Annotated in this window: 32 protein-coding genes; 16 read left to right on the forward strand and 16 right to left on the reverse strand. The window is 32.1% G+C overall.

What is annotated here, in order from left to right; genetic code table 11:
• A complete protein-coding gene (locus OEW78_RS00440) occupies nt 1–426 on the reverse strand; it encodes a hypothetical protein (RefSeq protein ID WP_300322674.1) in 426 nt (141 codons plus the stop codon).
• 100 nt (nt 427–526) lie between these two features.
• On the opposite strand from OEW78_RS00440, the gene OEW78_RS00445 reads away from it, so the two are divergent.
• Nucleotides 527–718, forward strand: coding sequence for a hypothetical protein (locus OEW78_RS00445; RefSeq protein ID WP_300322676.1), 192 nt, complete (start codon nt 527–529; stop codon nt 716–718).
• Here the strand turns inward: OEW78_RS00445 and OEW78_RS00450 are convergent.
• Nucleotides 715–939, reverse strand: a complete 225-nt coding sequence (locus OEW78_RS00450; protein ID WP_300322678.1) for a hypothetical protein — start codon at nt 937–939, stop codon at nt 715–717. The two genes, OEW78_RS00445 and OEW78_RS00450, sit on opposite strands and share 4 nt — an antisense overlap.
• A gap of 99 nt (nt 940–1,038) precedes the next feature.
• Between OEW78_RS00450 and OEW78_RS00455 the strand changes: the two genes are divergently transcribed.
• Nucleotides 1,039–1,872: a PEFG-CTERM sorting domain-containing protein gene (locus OEW78_RS00455; protein ID WP_300322680.1), complete on the forward strand. Its 834-nt coding sequence runs from the start codon at nt 1,039–1,041 to the stop codon at nt 1,870–1,872.
• A 288-nt stretch (nt 1,873–2,160) separates the two neighbouring features.
• On the opposite strand, the gene OEW78_RS00460 is transcribed toward OEW78_RS00455, so the two are convergent.
• On the reverse strand, nt 2,161–2,778 hold the full coding sequence (locus OEW78_RS00460) for an O-methyltransferase (RefSeq protein WP_300322682.1): 618 nt from the start codon (nt 2,776–2,778) through the stop codon (nt 2,161–2,163).
• Between the two features lie 100 nt (nt 2,779–2,878).
• On the opposite strand from OEW78_RS00460, the gene OEW78_RS00465 reads away from it, so the two are divergent.
• Together OEW78_RS00465 and OEW78_RS00470 are read left to right on the forward strand one after the other, a co-directional pair.
• Complete coding sequence (locus OEW78_RS00465) at nt 2,879–3,256, forward strand: DUF6659 family protein (RefSeq protein ID WP_300322684.1); 378 nt, start codon at nt 2,879–2,881, stop codon at nt 3,254–3,256.
• 60 nt (nt 3,257–3,316) lie between these two features.
• Nucleotides 3,317–3,634 carry a hypothetical protein gene (locus OEW78_RS00470; RefSeq protein WP_300322686.1) on the forward strand — a complete coding sequence of 106 codons (318 nt, stop codon included), beginning with the start codon at nt 3,317–3,319 and terminating at the stop codon, nt 3,632–3,634.
• Here the strand turns inward: OEW78_RS00470 and OEW78_RS00475 are convergent.
• The 3 genes from OEW78_RS00475 to OEW78_RS00485 form a co-directional block, all read right to left on the reverse strand.
• Nucleotides 3,631–3,837: a hypothetical protein gene (locus tag OEW78_RS00475; RefSeq protein ID WP_300322688.1), complete on the reverse strand. Its 207-nt coding sequence runs from the start codon at nt 3,835–3,837 to the stop codon at nt 3,631–3,633. The genes OEW78_RS00470 and OEW78_RS00475 overlap by 4 nt on opposite strands.
• Nucleotides 3,821–4,054 carry a hypothetical protein gene (locus tag OEW78_RS00480; protein ID WP_300322690.1) on the reverse strand — a complete coding sequence of 78 codons (234 nt, stop codon included), beginning with the start codon at nt 4,052–4,054 and terminating at the stop codon, nt 3,821–3,823. Before OEW78_RS00480 ends, OEW78_RS00475 begins: the two co-directional genes overlap by 17 nt.
• A gap of 106 nt (nt 4,055–4,160) precedes the next feature.
• Complete coding sequence (locus OEW78_RS00485; protein WP_300322692.1) at nt 4,161–4,400, reverse strand: hypothetical protein; 240 nt, start codon at nt 4,398–4,400, stop codon at nt 4,161–4,163.
• 96 nt (nt 4,401–4,496) lie between these two features.
• On the opposite strand from OEW78_RS00485, the gene OEW78_RS00490 reads away from it, so the two are divergent.
• Both OEW78_RS00490 and OEW78_RS00495 read left to right on the forward strand, forming a co-directional pair.
• Entirely contained in the window at nt 4,497–4,892 is a 396-nt protein-coding gene (locus tag OEW78_RS00490) for a DUF6659 family protein (protein ID WP_300322694.1), read from the forward strand.
• Nucleotides 4,893–4,953: 61 nt separating this feature from the next.
• Complete coding sequence (locus tag OEW78_RS00495; RefSeq protein WP_300322696.1) at nt 4,954–5,226, forward strand: DUF5615 family PIN-like protein; 273 nt, start codon at nt 4,954–4,956, stop codon at nt 5,224–5,226.
• Here the strand turns inward: OEW78_RS00495 and OEW78_RS00500 are convergent.
• From OEW78_RS00500 to OEW78_RS00515, 4 genes are all read right to left on the reverse strand, one after another.
• Complete coding sequence (locus OEW78_RS00500) at nt 5,223–5,789, reverse strand: hypothetical protein (protein ID WP_300322698.1); 567 nt, start codon at nt 5,787–5,789, stop codon at nt 5,223–5,225. The two genes, OEW78_RS00495 and OEW78_RS00500, sit on opposite strands and share 4 nt — an antisense overlap.
• A 9-nt stretch (nt 5,790–5,798) precedes the next feature.
• Nucleotides 5,799–6,038 carry a hypothetical protein gene (locus OEW78_RS00505; RefSeq protein ID WP_300322700.1) on the reverse strand — a complete coding sequence of 80 codons (240 nt, stop codon included), beginning with the start codon at nt 6,036–6,038 and terminating at the stop codon, nt 5,799–5,801.
• 154 nt (nt 6,039–6,192) lie between these two features.
• Nucleotides 6,193–7,014: a hypothetical protein gene (locus OEW78_RS00510; RefSeq protein WP_300322702.1), complete on the reverse strand. Its 822-nt coding sequence runs from the start codon at nt 7,012–7,014 to the stop codon at nt 6,193–6,195.
• A 40-nt stretch (nt 7,015–7,054) separates the two neighbouring features.
• A complete protein-coding gene (locus OEW78_RS00515; protein WP_300322704.1) occupies nt 7,055–8,869 on the reverse strand; it encodes a potassium transporter TrkG in 1,815 nt (604 codons plus the stop codon).
• 147 nt (nt 8,870–9,016) lie between these two features.
• Here OEW78_RS00515 and OEW78_RS00520 point away from each other — a divergent pair, with 147 nt between their 5' ends.
• Both OEW78_RS00520 and OEW78_RS00525 read left to right on the forward strand, forming a co-directional pair.
• On the forward strand, nt 9,017–9,445 hold the full coding sequence (locus OEW78_RS00520; RefSeq protein WP_300322706.1) for a bifunctional nuclease domain-containing protein: 429 nt from the start codon (nt 9,017–9,019) through the stop codon (nt 9,443–9,445).
• A 48-nt stretch (nt 9,446–9,493) separates the two neighbouring features.
• Nucleotides 9,494–9,712, forward strand: a complete 219-nt coding sequence (locus OEW78_RS00525; protein WP_300322708.1) for a hypothetical protein — start codon at nt 9,494–9,496, stop codon at nt 9,710–9,712.
• Here the strand turns inward: OEW78_RS00525 and OEW78_RS00530 are convergent, their stop codons facing one another.
• Entirely contained in the window at nt 9,713–9,916 is a 204-nt protein-coding gene (locus OEW78_RS00530) for a hypothetical protein (RefSeq protein ID WP_300322710.1), read from the reverse strand.
• A gap of 36 nt (nt 9,917–9,952) precedes the next feature.
• Between OEW78_RS00530 and OEW78_RS00535 the strand changes: the two genes are divergently transcribed.
• Both OEW78_RS00535 and OEW78_RS00540 read left to right on the forward strand, forming a co-directional pair.
• Nucleotides 9,953–10,174 carry a hypothetical protein gene (locus OEW78_RS00535; RefSeq protein WP_300322712.1) on the forward strand — a complete coding sequence of 74 codons (222 nt, stop codon included), beginning with the start codon at nt 9,953–9,955 and terminating at the stop codon, nt 10,172–10,174.
• A 325-nt stretch (nt 10,175–10,499) separates the two neighbouring features.
• Nucleotides 10,500–10,751: a hypothetical protein gene (locus OEW78_RS00540; protein ID WP_300322714.1), complete on the forward strand. Its 252-nt coding sequence runs from the start codon at nt 10,500–10,502 to the stop codon at nt 10,749–10,751.
• Here the strand turns inward: OEW78_RS00540 and OEW78_RS00545 are convergent.
• Both OEW78_RS00545 and OEW78_RS00550 read right to left on the reverse strand, forming a co-directional pair.
• Nucleotides 10,745–11,005, reverse strand: coding sequence for a hypothetical protein (locus tag OEW78_RS00545; protein ID WP_300322716.1), 261 nt, complete (start codon nt 11,003–11,005; stop codon nt 10,745–10,747). The genes OEW78_RS00540 and OEW78_RS00545 overlap by 7 nt on opposite strands.
• Nucleotides 11,006–11,677: 672 nt before the next feature.
• Nucleotides 11,678–12,769: a formate--phosphoribosylaminoimidazolecarboxamide ligase family protein gene (locus OEW78_RS00550; RefSeq protein WP_300322718.1), complete on the reverse strand. Its 1,092-nt coding sequence runs from the start codon at nt 12,767–12,769 to the stop codon at nt 11,678–11,680.
• 299 nt (nt 12,770–13,068) lie between these two features.
• Here OEW78_RS00550 and OEW78_RS00555 point away from each other — a divergent pair, with 299 nt between their 5' ends.
• Nucleotides 13,069–13,626 (forward strand): UbiX family flavin prenyltransferase, encoded by a 558-nt coding sequence (locus OEW78_RS00555; RefSeq protein ID WP_300322720.1) that lies wholly within the window; start codon nt 13,069–13,071, stop codon nt 13,624–13,626.
• Between the two features lie 7 nt (nt 13,627–13,633).
• The gene (locus OEW78_RS00560) at nt 13,634–14,062 is read left to right on the forward strand and encodes an SRPBCC family protein (RefSeq protein WP_366523005.1); all 429 of its coding nucleotides are present in this window, start codon (nt 13,634–13,636) and stop codon (nt 14,060–14,062) included.
• Here OEW78_RS00560 and OEW78_RS00565 read toward each other — a convergent pair.
• From OEW78_RS00565 to OEW78_RS00575, 3 genes are read right to left on the reverse strand one after another with little or no spacing between them, the layout of a single operon-like run.
• Nucleotides 14,059–14,241, reverse strand: coding sequence for a twin-arginine translocase TatA/TatE family subunit (locus OEW78_RS00565; protein ID WP_300322724.1), 183 nt, complete (start codon nt 14,239–14,241; stop codon nt 14,059–14,061). The genes OEW78_RS00560 and OEW78_RS00565 overlap by 4 nt on opposite strands.
• A 27-nt stretch (nt 14,242–14,268) precedes the next feature.
• A complete protein-coding gene (tatC, locus tag OEW78_RS00570) occupies nt 14,269–15,060 on the reverse strand; it encodes a twin-arginine translocase subunit TatC (protein WP_300322726.1) in 792 nt (263 codons plus the stop codon).
• Between the two features lie 30 nt (nt 15,061–15,090).
• Entirely contained in the window at nt 15,091–15,558 is a 468-nt protein-coding gene (locus OEW78_RS00575; protein ID WP_300322728.1) for a hypothetical protein, read from the reverse strand.
• A 294-nt stretch (nt 15,559–15,852) separates the two neighbouring features.
• Here OEW78_RS00575 and OEW78_RS00580 point away from each other — a divergent pair, with 294 nt between their 5' ends.
• The 4 genes from OEW78_RS00580 to purL all read left to right on the forward strand — a co-directional run bounded on the left by OEW78_RS00580 (nt 15,853) and on the right by purL (nt 19,590).
• On the forward strand, nt 15,853–16,233 hold the full coding sequence (locus tag OEW78_RS00580) for a hypothetical protein (protein WP_300322729.1): 381 nt from the start codon (nt 15,853–15,855) through the stop codon (nt 16,231–16,233).
• Between the two features lie 137 nt (nt 16,234–16,370).
• A complete protein-coding gene (gene purS / locus OEW78_RS00585; protein WP_300322731.1) occupies nt 16,371–16,631 on the forward strand; it encodes a phosphoribosylformylglycinamidine synthase subunit PurS in 261 nt (86 codons plus the stop codon).
• Between the two features lie 107 nt (nt 16,632–16,738).
• Nucleotides 16,739–17,419, forward strand: a complete 681-nt coding sequence (gene purQ, locus OEW78_RS00590) for a phosphoribosylformylglycinamidine synthase subunit PurQ (protein WP_300322733.1) — start codon at nt 16,739–16,741, stop codon at nt 17,417–17,419.
• Nucleotides 17,416–19,590 carry a phosphoribosylformylglycinamidine synthase subunit PurL gene (gene purL, locus OEW78_RS00595; RefSeq protein ID WP_300322735.1) on the forward strand — a complete coding sequence of 725 codons (2,175 nt, stop codon included), beginning with the start codon at nt 17,416–17,418 and terminating at the stop codon, nt 19,588–19,590. Before purQ ends, purL begins: the two co-directional genes overlap by 4 nt.
• The last annotated feature ends 96 nt before the right edge of the window (nt 19,591–19,686 follow it).

Genomic DNA, 19,686 nt, shown 5'->3' on the forward strand with positions numbered 1-19,686 from the left:
CTATTCTAAAAAATTATTTATTTTCACTAATGCTGTTTTAATGATTTTCAGATCCTCTCTTGCATGTGTCATATTTCCGACGAGTTTTACAAAATATTCATGACCTGTATCTTCAGCTTTATGAATATCTGATTCGTAACATGTCAAAGCTTTTTCTAGAAATTGTTTTTCATCTAGGATGTTATTCATAACTTGAACGTCTTTAAGACCTTCATGAATTTTTTCTATTACTTCATTAATTTTTGGAACTGTCTTTCTAGCTTGTTGATTTAAGACAGATGCAAACATTGCTGCTGAATCTTTTAACTCTGGACTATCGTTGAGTGTTTTTAATCTATTTTTATAATGATTCAATGATTTTAAAATTATTTCATAGCCGCCTTCATCTTTAATGTAAATTCCTCCCAACCATAATTTTTCAGACATTTCTGTTCTTTTTTTGATGTGTTATTATAATTTAGTTCTTAAATTAGCACTAGTATAATTTCTACTTATTTTTAATATATCAGAGAATCATAGACCAATCATGAATCTTACAAATGAATTTGGAATGAAAAAACTTGCAGCAAATTGTCCTATGTGTCTTATTGATTCATTATACTGTGGAATTATTCCTACTGAAATTAAATCCATTGCAAACAAAGAAGTCCTATTCTGTAAAACTTGTAAATTCGTCATTCCAGTAGATGAATACAAGAATATGATGCATCAGGCCTAAACATCTGAATGTTCTTTCAATGATAGCTCGCTTTTGTTAATGAGATGAAGTAAAACACCTGCCAGAAATACTCCCATGCCACTAATGCCTACAAACGTTCCTGTATTTTTGATAAATCGCAATAATGGGTCTGTTTGACCTAATTCAATCAAATAAAACATTACTAGACCTGAAGCAAACATGAGTATACCTGTAATGGCAATCACTATGCTCATTTTCATACTTTGGATGATATTTTCTGATTAATAAATAACAAGAACAAACATGTGTTCTTTGATGAACTAGTAAACTCTTTTAATTAATTACAATCTTAAAAAATTATGAATAATGCGTTTCTATTTTTTGTAATTGTCTCTTTATTGATAATCCCATCAACTGCTGAAATATTTGCACAAACAGAATATGAGATTAAAATTCCTTCTGGTGCATCTGATCCAAATGCTCCTTTCTTCTGGTCTGAAAAAAGTTCTGGAACAACCACTGGTGAAATCACTGTTTATCCTGGTGATTCAGTTACATGGCATAATGCTGACACCGCTTTTCATACAATAACATCTGTTTCTGCATCCAGCATTGAAACTGGTAATTTTGAGGTAGATGGTATTTTTGATAGTGGATTTTTTACTGCAGGAAAATCGTATACTAGACAATTCAATGATTTAGGAGATTTTTACTATTTTTGCAGTATCCATCCATACATGAACGGTGTAGTTCATGTGATAAAAAATCCCGGCAGTGTTAAAACCCTTGATGGAGTGGCATCTGGATACTCTGATGATGGTTTGGGATTCAAAATAAAATACATCTTGGACACTGATTTACAAAACACTGTCCATGTCAACCCTGATGAAAAAACACTAACGTTTACAATTTCTGGATATACCGAAAATGAACAACTGACTCTTATTTTGCCCATAAAATTAATTGAAAATCCAAACACTGTTTGGGTAGATGGAGATATGACAGATTTTAAAATGGAAGATACTGCAACTGGAAAAAAATTGAACATTCCAATTACACCTAACTCAAAGGAAATCAAAATCATGGGAGCTAAAGTCATTCCAGAGTTTGGTTCCATAACCTTGTTAATTCTTGTGATTTCTATAGTGTCTGTTCTGGGTTTGACTCAAAGATCTAAAATTAGATTTTTATAATAAAATTAGTCTAAAATAGGAACATTTGCCATATTTCAACACGTGATATCTCCCAAATCATCAAAAATTCATTTTTACATTAATAATTTTTAAAAATTCATTTTTACTAGATTCATTAAAAAACAAATCATAAGAAAAAATGACTGAAACAAAAATCTCCATCCCTTTCGCAAACCATTCAAAAAATCAATGCTCTAATTAATGATGGAAATGCTGATCTGGGAAGATTACAATCTATCTACAATTATCAAAAAACCTACACAAAAGAAAGTTAGTAAAAAGAATTAATTATTTTATTTTAATTGTCATTTCTTCCCCATTACCGATAGGCAATGTTGTTGTTATCACATCTGGTTTAGATTTCAAGTAGTCTGAAAATTTCTTCATATTTTGCCTATATTTTTCAGGGTATAGCATGTTGTCTGTAACTATTATTCCTCCTAATGATACCATTGGCAAAATCAAATCAAAATATTCTATTATGTTTTCTTTATCTGCATCAATTAAAACAAAGTCAAAAAAACCTTTATTTTTTTCTTGAATTCTAAGTTCTTTTAAAATTTTGATCGCAATTCCTTCTTTTATCGTTATAATGTCTTCTATCTTTGCTTTTTGAAAGTTTTCATTTGCTCTTCTGATTTTTTCAGGATCTTGCTCAATCGTGATGATTTTTCCAGATTTTTTTATAATTGCCTTTGCACACCATATTGTAGAATATCCTACAGATGTGCCTATTTCTAGCATATTTTTTGCATTTTTTAGGCGTAAAATCATGCTTAATAATTCTCCTGTTTCTTTTGTAATTGCTAACATTCTTTCTTTTTGAGGAACATCTATTGATCTTGATTTTTCAAGGATAGAGCATTTTTCTAATTCTTCTAGAGTTCTTGAAATTGAATCATTCATCCATTTTATCTAATTTTGTTAAAATTTAACTCTGTCTTGAAAAATTTGTTTTTAAAACATTTGATAGCTTATATTTGCCAAATTATTTTTTAATATCCATATGGCAACAAAAAAAGTAGATCTGCTTGATGTGGTTCAACAAATACTCAATTTGAATACCAAAATGAGATTTGTAGCTATTATTAATGCTAAAGGAAATATCCGAGAAGCCATTATGAAGACAGGAAAAACTAATCTTAAATCTCAAAAAGAAGAAGAGCATTTCTGCAAGCAGGTTGCACAAAGACGTTCTATGAGAAAAGAGTTTGATAGATCGTTAGGAAAAGTAAGATATGTTCATGTTGAAAGAGAAAAAGTTTCTCAGATGGTAATTTACACTAGAAGAAATATTGTATATTTTACAATGGAACCTGAAATGCCAATTAACACCAAAATCAGACTCATTACAAAAATTAAAAAAATTACTGCTGATCTTTGAGTTTAAATATTTTAGATTTGAATTGAAATGACATTTCGTAAATATTTAGGTGATTCAAAAATGTTTGAATATGACAAATATTATCGTGATTGCCAACAAGAAAACAAACCTTTTATCAAAGCAAAAATCAACCCATTACACAAAAATTATTTTGTACAGATTGATTTGATGACCTGCAACTATGAATTGTCTACATCTGAGCAAGATTCTATCAAAGAATTAACTCAACATGAAATTGATTATGTCCAATCAAATTCAAAATATGATTTTCAAGGATTTAGTATTGATAAAGAACTTGCTTGGTTTGATGGTATTTCTTCTGAACGCCTTGATAATTTTTGTAATTCTCTTTATGATTTAACTCAAAAAATTAGTTAAAATCGTATCAAATTTTTTAAGATTTTATCAATAATTTGTATCTCTTCCTTTCTTTCTTTTATTGTGGTTTTATTCCATTCTTTTGCAAATTCTGATTGTTTATCCATTCTTTCTAAAATTTCAATATGCTTTACAAGGTGAATTTTATAGTCATGTAGCAAATCTAAATGCTTATTGTGATTTTTTTCAGTTGGTGTTGTCATCCCATTCCTCTTCTTTAATATCTGGAAACATGTCTCTTATTCGTTTTTTGTCTTTTTCCATTGCTTCTATTCTTTTATCTAAATGACTTTTAATTGCTGGTTCTCCTTCACTGTCTTTTTCTTTATTGATGTCTGAGATTACTTTGCAAAGTGATCTATAATACACAATATGATTTTTTTTAGATCTTTCTGATGTATCCTCTTCTTTTACATCCATATTTTTTGTGCTTTTATTGAAAATAAGAATTTGGCGATTATATTTAATCTCAATTTAGAAATGCAATTCCATAACCCTTTTTATTTAATTCACATTTTTGGTCTGATTACTTTCGTGTCATTTTACGTCCTAAAAATGCAATTATCCAACCTATTCCAATTAATCCAGTACCAAACAAAATATTCCATTCATAATATTTCACATACTCTTCTTCAAATCTAGGATCTTCCAGAAATTGCTCTTGTGGTATATCTGTCAAGAATAGTGCCCAAAATGAAAATACTATAAATAAAACTCCCAATGCAAAAAATCCGATCATTACATATTTTGGAGCTCCTTGAATCATGATTATTATGCACAAATCCCCTATATGGACTAACTTTTCTCTACATGTAATTTTCTAGCAAATTTGATTAAATACAATGAAATTGTAACTATGTAAATGTCTGATGAACAGTTCCCACTTGAAGATATGAAAAATAGAATATCTGATATTTTGTTGGAGCCTGAAATACGGTTCTGTGGTCTTATTGATAATACTGGGGAATTGATTGTAGGCGATATGAAAGCAGGTGTTGTTCCTTTTGAAAATGATGCAAGAAGAAAACAAATGTTTCAGGAACTAGCTCATAGAGTAGCAAACAGAACTGGGTTTGATGCTAATTTGGGCAGGGTAAAATATTCTTCTTCTAGACGAGAAAAAGTTGTAATGATGAGTATTCCTATCGGAAAATATATCATTTTGGTAATTGCTGAACCCAGTGTAAATATAGACAGACTTGGTTGGAAAATAATAGACAAACTTGGACATCAGTGGTCTGAATTTCTAGGGTTTTAATTTTAGATTGTTTTTAATGAAAATGTTTTACACTAATATTGAAATTAAATAATTAATTGACATGAGAATTCTTGTAGATGAAAATTTGGATGGAATGGATGAGAAATTAAAACTATTGGGGTTTGATGCTTATAGTGTCCGAAAAATGCAAATGGAAGGAAAAAAACTCGGTTCTGATTATTCTATAATTAATTACGCACGTGAAAATGGTATGATCATAGTTACAAAAGATACTGAATTTCGTAAAGCAAGTGAAGAAAATGATTTCCCTCTAATTTTGCTTGATGATGAAGAAATCCTTAAAGTAATTATTGAAAAATTGAAAAAATTCTAATTAACATTGTTTGAATCGATTTGTGATATTCTCAAATTTGCTAGAACTTCATTAAGAAAGCCTTCTTCTGGTTGATGTATAATACTCTTCATGATGGATTCCCAACAATCATTAATTTTCCTGTTGATTTGTGAATACATTTTGTCCTTTCTGAATGCAGGATAATATGATAATAGTTTCATTATTCCATCAGTTGATTGTACAATGTTAATCTGATGTATGATTGATCTTAGCCTTTCATGAAATGAATATTTTTTCATTCTGATGTCTGTTTCAAAATTAGATATCTCGCCGAAAATCATCTCTATCTCTTTGTACAAATTTTTGAGTTGCAAATTAACTGATTCAGACAGATTGATCAATTCGTATTCAATGTGGGACTTGCTGTGAATTTTTTTCTCTATTTCTCCTGATTCCACAAGTGCGCTGATTTCTCTGTAGACTATTTTCTCGTTGCCTACTTTCTCCATGACTCTTTTGGCAAGCTCAGTCCCTCTGGTTTTGCCATTTTCATTTAGTACTCTGATGATTTCTGTTTTAATGATCTCTGAGTTTTTATTCATAATTTTTCACTATGTTTGTTTTTGATATTTTTCTAATACTGCCTTTTCTCCAATCTTGTTAATCTCTACTACTAAATCTTCTAAAATCTTTATTCCTTTTTCTATGGGTTCTTTTTCTAAATTCTTGTATTCTAGTTTTTGCTTGAGTACCATTCTTTCATTGTTTACAAAACTCAAAAGCGGAACATTCTCTCCCATGTTCAAGTTGACGAAAAAATCAATATATTCTTCAGTCGATTTTATTGCCATGTTTTAGAATTTTTCTACTACTATTTGTTTGAAAGCCTTCAAACTAGGTTTGGTCTAATTTTTTGTATTTGTATGGCAAGGTGAGATTTTTTCAAATTATCTTGTCTTTTAGATGTGATGATATTTTTAGACGTTGAATTCTGAACTAATAAATTCATTTGGCCTTATCTACTTTGCAGCTTCCATCTGTGTTTCTTAGTTTTTTTGCCATAACATATGGTGTCACAAATAATATCGGAATTGATATTGCAATAAACACTGTTTGTAATTGTGTTAATGCAATAGATAGTGCAATCCCACTTGCTGTTCCAATAAATATTGACAAAAATGTCCCTGCACAAGTAGGACATGCAATAAACAGGCCTATTACAGCTCCTATTGAACTAGCTCCTTTCCCTTTCTTGGAAATTGTATATGCATTTACTGCGATTGCGGCATTTAATCCCACTAGATACGATACAATCACTTGCAACACTAAGTTTATTGGAATTATTTGTAATCCTACATGTTCAGTCAAGTAAATGATTATTTTTGGCATGTATCCTGGTCCATCACAACATGGTGCAACAAATCCTGATGGAATTTCAGCTCCATAATGAATCGCAAAGTTAACTTCTGGCTGATATACCAATGTCCCTGAAACCAGCGAAAAAAATATTCCATATACGACAAATGTGACAACAAAGATTTTTTGAGATTTTGGATTCCATGTTGTAATGGCTATTATAGTTGAAAGATCTTTTCCTTTAATCTCTACTTTTTCCTTATGATACCTATACATTCCAAAAGCAATTGCACCAAAAGATACTACTAGTATTATGTAAAATCCATATGCTATTCTTTGAATTGAATCAATTGCACTAGGTGTAAGTAGTTCTGGATCTTGATATCTTCCATACATCAAAAACAGGATTGCAATTGTTACAAATCCTAAAATGATTAATTTTTTCCCTTTACCTGTACTTCTTTTATCCATGACCATAACTTTGATTTTTCACATGAAATTAAATTTTATCTTAGCTAAGTTTAGGAACAAAAATGTAGATTATTGCAATAATTTCTAATCTGCCAAAAATCATCAAAAATCCTAATATTATTTTCGTTGCAGGATCTGTGTCAATGTCTATTACACCTGCTGACAGTCCTCCTGTAGTTATTACACCTGCGGCCTCAAAAAATGCATCTTGAAATGGAACATTTTCTATTGCTGCAAGATGTGCCCCTACGATGGTTGAGATGATTGGGAATAATGCGAGAATGATGAGAGTTGATATTAATTCTTTTTTTGCTTGGTGTGGCAGTTCTGCTCGTTTTGCTTTACTAAGAAATGCTTTTGCATTTTTAAGGTGAAACAATCTAAATATTTTCAAACCTCCTGCCGTTGAAAATCCACACCCTCCAATGAACATCAAAATTATCAAAATTGAATGTGCTCCACCATTTAATCCTGCAAGACTTTCTTGTTGGAGTCCTGCAGTTGTACTTGCAGATACTGAATAAAATGCACTTTGCATTGGATCAAGTCCACTTGTACTCATAAACAAAATTGTTGCACTTCCTAAAATTGCAAAATACACTAAAACTTCTTTTCCCAGTTTAGGCGAAAGGAATTTTTTTCTTACAAATGCATAGTGGAATGTAAATGGTAATGCTCCTAGCACCATTGCTCCCATTAGGATGATATGTTCCTGCCAAACTAATCCATCAAGAATTGTGGATGTAGGTATGAATCCTCCAGTTGCAAGTGTACTCATTGCTAATGAAAAATTATCTATGATGTTTCCTTCTCCAAACAAATACAGCAAAAATGCTACAATCACAATGTAAATTGAAAATATGACTGTGATGGTTGAGAAAAGTTCTTTCATGTGGAGTGTTCTGCCTGATATAAAACCACGCATGGATTGTAACTTGGATTCTGGATAAAATGCAGTAATTACCAAATAGATGAAACTCATTCCTCCTACAAGCTGAGTATAACTTCTAAAAAATGTGAAACTCTGAGATAGTTTTTCTGGTTCCTCAAATAATGATATGCCCCCCGTAGTAAATCCAGCAGCACTTGAAAAAAATGCATTGCCAAACATCTCGATGTTTGTTTCATCGCTTGGCAAAACATAGAGATAAGGCACTGTTCCAAAAAGCGAGAGTAAAAACAGGCTCGAAAAAACCAAAATTGAGGCTTGTTGTAAATTTAAACTGGATTTCTCTCCATAAGAATTCAAAAAAAATCCAGTTACTAACAAAAGTACTGTGGTCAGATATATTCCAGTAGCAGTTGTAGTGTCTTCTAATAGTGTAGCAACAATTGCTGGAACAAGAAGTAAAACTCCTGCAAATTGTAAAACAAAACCTAGATTTCCTAAAACTGCTTTTACTGGTGGACTAAGGAGTCGAGGAGCTGTGGCAGTTGCATCTCTGATCACATTAGCTATGACTGATTGAAAAATCATACCAATAACTTGATTCTTTTTTGATAGGACTGGAAGTTTTCTAATGTTATTATCTCTCATTTTATGTAATGCATCTTGCAGTGTTGATTTTTCATTAATTGTAATGAGTGGGGTGCTCATGATATCTTTTAACGTGGTAGCTTCGGCATATACTGTAACATCACTTACTTTGCTCAAAATATCTTCATCTGTCACAATTCCTACTGGAAGATTATTTTCATCTGTAACTATAATGTCATCTGTTTCATAATGCCGCAACATCCTTGCTGCTTCTCTTGTAAGTGTATGTTGTCCAAGTAACAAAACGTCTTTGTCCATATAGTTTGTAACATATTTATTTAGAACATATGATACAGCACGTTCTGGATTAGTTGACATGAAGCTTCCTTAGTTGGGGATTTTAAATAATTTGGGGTTACGCGTAACTTTTGATCGTTTAAAAATAATTCACCTTTTTTATTTTTTAATTGATCTCATTTTTTGTTATCTTTATAAGCACTGAAACGCAAGTTTATGCGTAATAGAATGGAAATTGATCAAGCACAAGAACCTGATTATGACTCTGTAAAAATTGATTATGTTGGATTTGTTGATCCTTATGCTGTAGAAGGCATGGTTGTTCTAAAATCTGATGATGGAAAGGAATTTCATATGAGGGCATTTTCTGGAGAAGTAGCTAAACATATCTCTAGTTTTGGTGAAACTCAGGGTGAGGCGGCTCCATCAATTTACAAAATGATTGAGGAAATTTGTGAACAAAATGAATTGGTGCTAGTCAAAGTAAAAATTTATGAAAGTGGTGATGTATTACGCGCAAATCTCTATTTTACAGGAAAGAAAGATTTGGTGTTAAGGAATTATCGTGCCTCTGACGCTATGGCTCTGGGTGCATTTTACAATATTCCAATTCTTGTAAGGAAAAGTCTTCTAAAAGAAAGTGTAGAGGCAGAATAGTTTCATCTTTTTCGAATGGTTTTTCTTATAGCGTTTTAATGAATAATTATGAATGAACAAGAACAACTCATGGATAACCTACTAAATGTAGATCTTGAGATAATTGATATTATACGTGAATTACATCAGACTAATTGGGATTCCAAATCATTAAAAGAACAAGTTGGTGATTTATTAAAAATTCGTGATGAAATGGTCCAACAACTGATGTCTCAAAAAGGTGATGAACATTCATGTGATTGCGGCCATGGTCATTCACATGAATAATTATCTTAATTCTTCAAAAAAATTATCTGGAAACATTTTCTTGATTTTAATGATTTCTAATTGATATTTTTTGATCTTTGATTGAAGTATCTCTCTGTCTTTTCCTTGTGTATTTTCTTTTGATTTTTCTAGAATTTTGATTTGGTTTAATAGTGTTTTATACATGATAGAGTATTCAGGAAAATTTTCAGGAAGTTCTACCATTAAATAGATTAAACCCGGGTCTTACTAATACTGGTTGTGAAAATTCTCATTACTTTGTTACTTGTTTTATTTTCAGGTGTGGGTATTGCTTTTGCAGATCCTGTGACTAAGACCTATTCTGAAAACAAAATTCACTTTGTTGACGAACAGATTATGGTTGTGGCAGATATTTCAAATAACCAAGATACACCACAAAATTTTGCATACCTCACACAAGTAAAAACGATGAAGATGTGGTCATTTCTATATCTTGGTTAACTGATTCATTATCTCCAAGCCGCTCTTTTTCCCCTGCACAATCCTGGATTCCTAATGAATCAGGAACATATTATATTCAAGTATATGTTTGGGAAGGAATTGATCAACCCGTGCTCTATCTCTTCCTTTATCAATGACTGTTAATGTTCTTGAACGACAAACTTGATTTTTAAAAACGCTTCATAATTCGGCAAACTCATCATCTATCAGTTATAGCTTAGTTTGTTGGTTAATCATCAGCATTTTTCCTTGTTATTTCTATGGTATATTATTATCCAATTTATGAAATCAGAACCTTTTTGAAATCATTAACTGTTGTTGATATATGGCAAATTTTGAAAAATTATATTATCAAATTGCATTACAAATCATCAAGAGATGTCATGGCGCAATCAAAATCACCAAACATGGAAAAGTAATTGAAGTCTATGACACCAAGCGTCATATCTGGAGTCATGGTTTGGCGGGTCTTATAATAAAAGAAGAATGCAGAAATGCGAATTTAAGAGAATGGGAATTTGCAAATGTTAGAACATATGTAATTAAAGAATTACTTGGAAAATCTGAAAATCAATAACCTACCTTTCTAATCAAATGTGGCTCTTTTAACATAATAGTGTCGTCTTTTACTGATGATAAATCTACTTGTTTGAGATTATGATTTGTTATAACAATTAATGCTTCACATCTGGAACATAGTATTGTTTTTCCGTTTGATCTTCCCTCTCTGATCAAATCTTTCTCCAATCTGTCTTCTTTTTGGCATGTTGGACAAAGTCTAGGCTCTTTCAATATTGTGATAATTTCTTTAATGAAAATTGTTCTACCCATAATCGTGCTATTCCGTTGTTACTAATGAGTTGTATTGTTAATTGGTATCAGCAATCCATTTTGAATGTCAAACCGTTTTAATCATTCAAAATTAGAACGAATGGTATTCAGCATATTTCCAATCTAACCAATTAACATATTTTTTGAAACATTTCTTGGAAATATGTTTTTGGACTAGATTGATTTTCTTAACGTTTCATTAACTGCCCTTAAGTAACTATACATGGCATTATTTTTTTAGTTTTTATTTGGAATTCTCTGATTTTCTTATCAATGTATCATTAAAAATTACGGTTCTTCTTTTTACGATAAAGTAATTTTCAAAATATTATATTAATACAAGGCAAGTTTTCTCTCCTAATGACAATATCTCATATCTTTGAATGTAATTATCTAATTCTGTAATAAAAATTTCAATATTTTTAAATATTTATTGAAATAATTTATACTAAATTTTAAATAGTTATTTGTCTTATAGAATATGATGTCGTTAGTTGAAAAATCTGACGATTAGATTGCGCGGCCCCGCAGAACAAAAAAGGCAATCAGACGTTTAGGCGTTTGACCACGAGAGGAATCTCTCAGAGTTCTGCAGTTAGGGGTTTGCGCCTTTTTATTTTATTGAAAAATTGATTTGTCTTAATTGAACAGATGTGCATTCTTGAAATTTGACTATGTCACTATTTCCTCTAAACGGTCTTCTTCTTGAGCTCGTTTTATCTCCATTGCAATTCTTCTACCTACTCCAAATGTCTGTCCATATTGATATTTTGTGTAAGGACTAGTTGTTGCAACTATTGGATTGCCTGGAACTCTTAATGAGACATCGTAAACTATAAGCTCCAAATCTTTGGTGATTACACTTTGCAGTGAAAATGGTCCTATAATTCCAGGGGCGTATTCTTTTTTGACTGCTGCTACAAATTTATCTCCCATTTTCAGTACTTTTTCAAGTAGTGACTCTCTGATACTTGCAGGAGTATGTCCTACTTCGATATTCTGTAAATCTATATCCATTTCTAACTGTTCTCTTGCAGGAAGTGCATTGTAATCATGAATGTTAGTTTGTAATCTTCTCTCAATCCCTATAAAGTCAACTTGATCTGAAATTGGGGTGTGGAAGAAATTAAAATTCATGTATGTTCCAATTGCTAACTCTTCAATACTTGCTTTTTGAAGATCCTTTTTTGCGATGACTCCTTGTTTTATCTTCTCTTCTGATTTTTTAACATAATCTTTGTATGATGAAACTGTAAAGAACGCTCTTTCTAAAGGTCTGTTTTTTTCTTGTACTTTAACGATGCATGGTTTGTTTATTCTTTTAGGATCTTTGAATAATTTTGGATATTTTATTCTGGCTTTTTCCAGCAGATAATATTGTCCTTTTTTTGCTGTTCTTTCTTCTGCCTGAAACAGTTTTCTATTTCCAAAAATTGGTACTCTGAAAGAATTTTCAATTGTTTTGTATCCAAGATAAACAGTAAGTGATCTATGGGGAACTATGATTGTATTTGAATCTCTTAATTCTTTTTGATACTTGGCAGATGCCATATCTTTGAATTTATCTAATACTGTGATTTCATCTGCTATTCTTCCAAATCTCTGATATGGACCTTCACGTCCTTTTTGACAGAACACTCTGGTCTGAAAATCCTCATCCTTTGCTCCATCCATAATTTCTAATGCTGAGTGGCTGCCTAGAACTCCGATCTTGACATCTGTATATTCATTAACAATTTTCTTAATTTCAGAACCTTTAATCACGTTATGCCTAGATAATGGGATCTAATATAGCTAATTTTTGATTATCCAGATCGGCATGAAACAATAGATTTTTCTCATCTATAATTTCATATCTTATTGTGTTGTATTCTTTTGAATTGCAAATGGCTGGAGTAATCCTGCTTACTGCAATGGGTGCAGGTTCTATATCATTATGGTTTAAACGAAGAAAAGCACATCAAGCAATGGAAAATCTTGAAAACGAGGAATCTCAAAATTCCTAGTGTCAATTTGCATATTCTATCTAATACATAAAATACTCTGAATTTCAAGGTTCTATTATGAAACTTGTTATTGGAATTACTGGAAGTACTGGGGTAATCTATGGCATACGAATGCTTGAAACTTTAAAAAAATTAAACATTGAAACACATCTGATTCTTTCTCAATGGGGAGAAAAATGCATTTCAATGGAAACTGAACATACTATTGATTATGTGAAATCTCTTGCAACTAATACTTCTGATGAAAAGAATATGGCATCAAGTGTTTCTAGCGGAACTCATAGAATTGATGGTATGATTGTTGCTCCTTGTAGTATGAAGACATTGGCAGCAATTGCAAATGGGTATGATGATACACTTGTTGCAAGAGCAGCTGGTGTCACAATTAAGGAATCTAGAAAATTAATTTTAATGGTTAGAGAAACCCCACTTTCTGCAATTCATTTAGAAAACATGTTGAAATTATCTAGATTGGGAGTTGTAATTTTACCTCCAGTTACAGAGTTTTATACCAAACCAAAATCCATTGATGATATTGTAAATCATGGTGTTGGAAAATGTTTAGACCAATTTGATATAGAGCACAATTTATACCCTCGATGGGGCACTCTTTAAACTACTATTGCCAAAATTTTCTTTAGAAAAAATTGTTAATGCTGATAGAGATTTAGTTTTTCAAATTTTTTCAAACTGTGACAATTATCAAAAGTTAGTTCCTCAATTCTTTCCATCTATACGAGTTCGTTCTACTCGAGGTAGCGTTTCTGTGGCTGAAGAACATTTGATTCTTGGGAGTATTGAATTAGTAATAATGGCAAAACATGTTTCTCAAGACCCACTTTTACATGATGTCTTTGTAATTGGTGGTGATGCAAAAGGTAGTCATATTAAACAAGAATTCATCGAACTTGAAAATGCCACAAAAATTTTAGTTAATGTTGATTTGAAATTTAAGGGCAAAATGATGTTGTCTTCTCTGTTTGGTAGGCATGATTTTAAAGAATATTATAGTAAAATTTTAGACGAGTTTAGCAGAATATCTGAAAATTAATCTGATTTTGATTTTTCTTCTTTAAACTCTTTGAGTTCTTTATCTGCCTCGATTTTCCCTTTTTCAAATTCTCCTTTTGCTTTACCAAAAGTTTTTGCAAGTTCTGGAATTTTTTTTGCACCAAAAATCAATACGCCGATAAATACTACCAAAACAATTATTTCTGTACTTCCTAACATGCTATATGACATTCTCTGATTTCAGATTTAAGTGTTCGACTTTTTTCGTTCTTTACGCTCGATGAATACCATGCCTGCTGCATACAATGCAATCATTGGTCCTGCAACAAACATCATCGTCACTCCTGTTCCATCAGGGGTGATGATTGCTCCAAAGATCACAATAATTACAATGGCATATCTGATATTTTTTCTCCAAAAATCTGCATCTACCATTCCTGATGCTGCTATGGCATACATTACAAGAGGTAGCTGAAATGAAAAACCAAATGCCAACAAAAATTGTAATACAAATGTCACAAACTCCATTACATTGAGAAAAGTTACCAGTCCTGCTCCTTCCCCATATCGATACAAAAATTCTAACATGTATGGGATCACAAAATTATAAGAAAACACACATCCTGCAATAAATAGTCCTAATGCAGGCAATGTCACGTTTCTGCTTACGTTGATTTCATTTTCTTTTAATGCTGGTTTGATAAATCCCACTAGTTCTTTTATTATTACTGGCATTCCAACTACAATTCCGACAAGTGCTGCAACATACATTTGAGCAAAGAATGCTTGACCCGGCGCTGTTTGAATTAATTGTACTCCTTCTGGAACTAAATTAATTCTCATATGGTTTGTAATTTGAGCCGCCATATTGTGAAGCGGTTCTGGTGTTGGATAATACAAAGTAAATTGATTTATTTGAAATGGTTCTGCATGAAACATTAGAAGAAATGCAGAAATTCCTCCAATGACTAGGACAATTCGCATTAATCTTTTCCGTAATTCTTCAAGATGCTGGTTAATCCCTTCCAATTCGGACATCTGGATATCTTTGATTCTAAACTATATCAATTATGTGGGGATTGGCAAGAGTTTTGCTTCTGGTAGTCCTGCTTCTTTAAGTGCATCTGCACTAATATCTCCAAATTCTAATGATATTATGGCTTTGGTATTAAATTTAGACTCCATCTCTTTTGCCAGATTTGAAATATCTTTTGCGGAATAGATTTCTTTTGAATCTTTTAGGAATACTCTTTCTCCTTTTTCCATCTCTTTGCCGTTAAATTTCCCTTGCAAAAATTTGGTAATTTCTGGTAGTTCTTTTCTGTCTATGTTATTGTGAAAATAACAAATTCCTTTGACTGATTCATAGTCATAGGCTGTTCCATTTCTATACATGAAAACTCCGATAAAATGAGCCTCATCTTCTGGCTCTCTTACACATTTGATTTCCCAGTTAAGCAATTTACTTTCATCATATGCATACCCTCCTAATTCTTCTGATGATATTTTCCAATATCTCATTCTACCTTTTGCCATTATGAATTAATGAGAATTATTCTGATATAAATTCCATCTCTATGCTTTAGACAAATACTGGTTTTCTTTTATACTACATCAAGGTAATTGACACGTGGGAACCAGAATGACTGTTGTATTAGATTCTTCAAATGTAGAAAAACTGCAAATATTCAAGCAAAGATGATCAGATCGTCTTCAAAACCAATGAGTTTTTCACATGTGTTGAATTTGATTGTGAGCGAAGGATTAAAAAAATTCAAGGCATGACCTGAAAACAAAAATTATTGAATGATTGATTTTATTTCTAATTAGATGTCTCCAAAAAATCCGTTATATCCAATTGATATTGATGATTACCCGAACCTCTTTGACTATGTATTATCTACAGAAGGATTAATCTATTTTCAGACTTTGAAAAGAAATTTCATACTTGGCAAAGAGATGACTTTGGATGAATACAACAAACTTCGATTATTATATGTGTATTATGCTACTGCCAATAGGAATTCAAAAGAAGTATCTGCATGGCAAGATCTTTGTGTCACTCTAGATGGGAAGGGAATTTTTGAGAAAAAAACGTATCAATCAAAAGAAGATTTGAAAAACAAATCTTTGATACTTGTAAATCCTAACTATCAATCCGGACTATATAGAAAATATATTGAATTTGTAAAAGAAAATATGAAATCATAGTTACCAGAACTGGGCAGGTGATATCTTAACAACACAAATCCTCAGTTCCGGAAACCTAGTCTTTATCTCAAAATAACTATAAAAATACAAGATTATTCGGAAGATAGATTAACCTCGATTTTATTTTTAATTTGTTAATGGCAACTTTTAGTGTTCATGTCACCATCGAAAACAAGCTTGGTATCAGTGATCCTGAAGGGGATACTATTCTAAATGATTTAGTTCTTAAAGGAACTCACAAAACAGTCTCAAAAATCAAAACTGCAAAAATGCTAAAATTCACCATTAAAGAAAAAGACAAAAAAACTGCACAATCTAAAGTTCAAGAAATTTGTGATGATTTGAGAATATACAATCCTATGGTAAGCAAAGTCATTATTGACGTTTTTGAAAATTAAGTCCCACTTCAAATTATCTACAATACTATTCACTTTGATACTTGTTCTGATCGTTTACGCCACTGATTAATCATATAGTATTTGTATCTCTGAATGCTAATCTAATTGTGAAAGTTGGAGTTGTAGTTTTTCCTGGTAGTAACTGTGATCGTGACATGTATCATGTTTTGACTGACGTATTTCATTTTGATGCCCAATACTATTGGCATGAAAAAGGTCTACCAAAAAATATTGATGCTGTGATTTTACCTGGAGGATTCTCCTATGGTGACAGGCTAAGAGCTGGAGTAATTGCAGCTCATAGTCCAATTATTAAAGATGTCAAAAAAATCGCAGAAAAAGGAATTCCTATTTTAGGTGTGTGTAATGGATTTCAAATTCTTGTAGAATCTGGACTGCTCCCTGGGGTTTTACTCAAAAATGAATCTCTTAATTTTATGTGTGAGTGGACGAATTTGATTGTGGAAAACAATAACACTCCGTTTACAAATCAATTCAAAATCAATGAGAAAATCCCAATTCCCATTGCAAATGGTGAGGGACGATATTATGTAGATGATGATACTATGAAAAAACTAAAGAAAAAAAATCAAATTGTTTTTCGATATAGTGAAGTTGTAAATGGTTCTTCAGACAGAATTGCAGGCGTGTGTAATGAAGACGGAAATGTTGTTGGAATGATGCCTCATCCGGAAAGAGCTGTTGAATCAGAAATTAATCCAATTGACAACAAGCCTTCTTCTCGAATTTTTGAGTCTCTATTGACGACAATGGGTGTTAGTAAATGAGTTTAGAAGATCAAGAACTTTCTGAATTAAAATCAAAAATTGGACGAGAACCCACACCAACTGAATTACAAATTGTTGCTGCTGAATGGTCTGAACACTGTTCTTACAAATCTTCCAAAAGACACCTCAAAATGCTACCTATGACAGGTCCGCTTGTAATTAATGAAAAGGGATATGATTCTGGTGTTTTGGATGTTGGTGATGGGTATGTTGTTACAGCACACATTGAAAGTCATAATCATCCCTCTGCTGTAGAACCATATGGTGGGGCAGCTACTGGTGTTGGAGGAGTCATCCGTGATATCTTATCTGCAGGAACTAGACCAATTGCAATTTTTGATGGATTGAGATTTGGCAATGTTGAAAAAGATTTGCAAGCCAGATGGTTGTTCAAAAATGCCGTTACTGGAATTGCAGATTATGGAAACTGTCTTGGAATTCCTACTATTGGCGGAGAAGTTGAATTTGATGAATGTTATGAAAATTATGCCCTTGTGGATGTTGCTGCATTGGGATTTGGTAAAAAAGAACATTTGATAAAAAATCATGCAAAGAAAGGTGACATAGTTGTGCTGATGGGCGGTTCTACTGGTAGAGATGGAATTGGTGGTTCACAGTTTGCTTCAGATTCATTAGAGTCTGAAGACCGTTCTGCAGTACAAATTCCTGATCCGTTCATTGAAAAATTAATTATCGAAGCAGTGTTGCAAGCAAGAAATGATGGTTTGATTCATGCTATGAAAGATCTTGGCGGTGGTGGCTTGTCTTGTGCTATCTCAGAAACTGCAGATGCATTGGAAATTGGAATTGAAATGGATGTTGACAAAGTTCATACCCGCGAATCTGGCATGCATCCTAGTGAGATTATGGTATCTGAATCCCAAGAAAGGATGTTGATTGTAACTAGTAAAATCAAACTAAAAAAATTACAAACAATTTGTGAAAAATTCAGAATTGGTTGCTCTATGATTGGTCAGGTAAAGTCTGATAATCAGGTACATGTCAAAAAAGGAAAAAAAACATTTGCTAATCTATCTGCCGACGTTGTAGCTAATGCAACACTGCTTGATCTACCCTCAAAAAAGCCTGTTTATCTGAAAACTATTGAGACTGAAAAAAAATTCAAGCCTATCTCTGATTATTCCAAAACTCTAATGAAATTGTTATCATCTCCAAATATTGCAAGCAAGATTTGGGTATATGGTCAATATGATCATGAAGTGGGAATTCGAACTGTTGTAAAACCTGGAAAAGATGCATCTGTTTTGAGATTGGATAATGGAAAATTCCTTTCTGCAAAAATTGATGGCAATCCAAAACATTGCTACATCAATCCTCGAGAGGGAGCAATAGGCTGTTTTGAGGAAGCGTGTAGAAATGTTGTTTGTACTGGGGCAAAGCCTATTGGAATGCTTGATCATCTTCAATTTGGTAATCCAAAAGATCCTGAAATATTTTGGACCTTTTTAGAATCTCTAAAAGGTTTAACTGATTTTGCAAAATTTTTTGAAATTCCATGTGTTGGAGGGAAAGTGAGTCTGTACAATGAAACTCCTAAGGGTCCAATAAAACCAACTCCTGTGATTGGAGTTATTGGATTAATTGACAAAAAACCCTCTGTCTCCCAAAAAATTTCTGAAGGTGATTGTTTGATCATAATCGGCAATACTAAAAACGAACTTGGAGGTTCTGAATTCTTTGAATATGTTCATAAATTTGTTGGAGGAAAATGCCCTGTTGTTAACTTTGACGATTCTAAAAAAAACATGAATTCTGTTTTAGATTTGATCAAAAACAATCTAATCAAATCTGCACATGATTGTTCAAAAGGTGGATTAGCAGTTGCTGTATCTGAAATGTGTATGACAAATCAAATCGGTTGCACTGTATCTCTGGATAAAGTACCTGGAGATAAACTGACTGTTGACAGAATTCTGTTTTCAGAAAGCCATTCTCGTTATCTTTTGTCATTTGACAAAAAGAATCTTTCAAAGATTAAAGATCTGCTTAAAAATAATAAAATCTCTTTCAAAGAGATTGGCAAGTTTGGTGGTGAAAATATTCAGTTTAATAATAAAATACAATCTGTTGTTAAATTAAATGTCGAAAAAACGCACAGAGTATGGCTCAATTCCCTTTCTGATTTGATTCTTCATGGGAAAACCTCTTAGGCTATTTTCATTCGAGAAGAGAAATCCTGATCGCATAAACTGATGAGCATTTTTATTATTCAAAATTAGATCATGGATCAGGGAATGGAGTCATCA

Origin of the sequence: Candidatus Nitrosopumilus sp., from assembly GCF_029882185.1 — an archaeon.
In the GTDB taxonomy this organism is placed as follows: Archaea; Thermoproteota; Nitrososphaeria; order Nitrososphaerales; family Nitrosopumilaceae; genus Nitrosopumilus.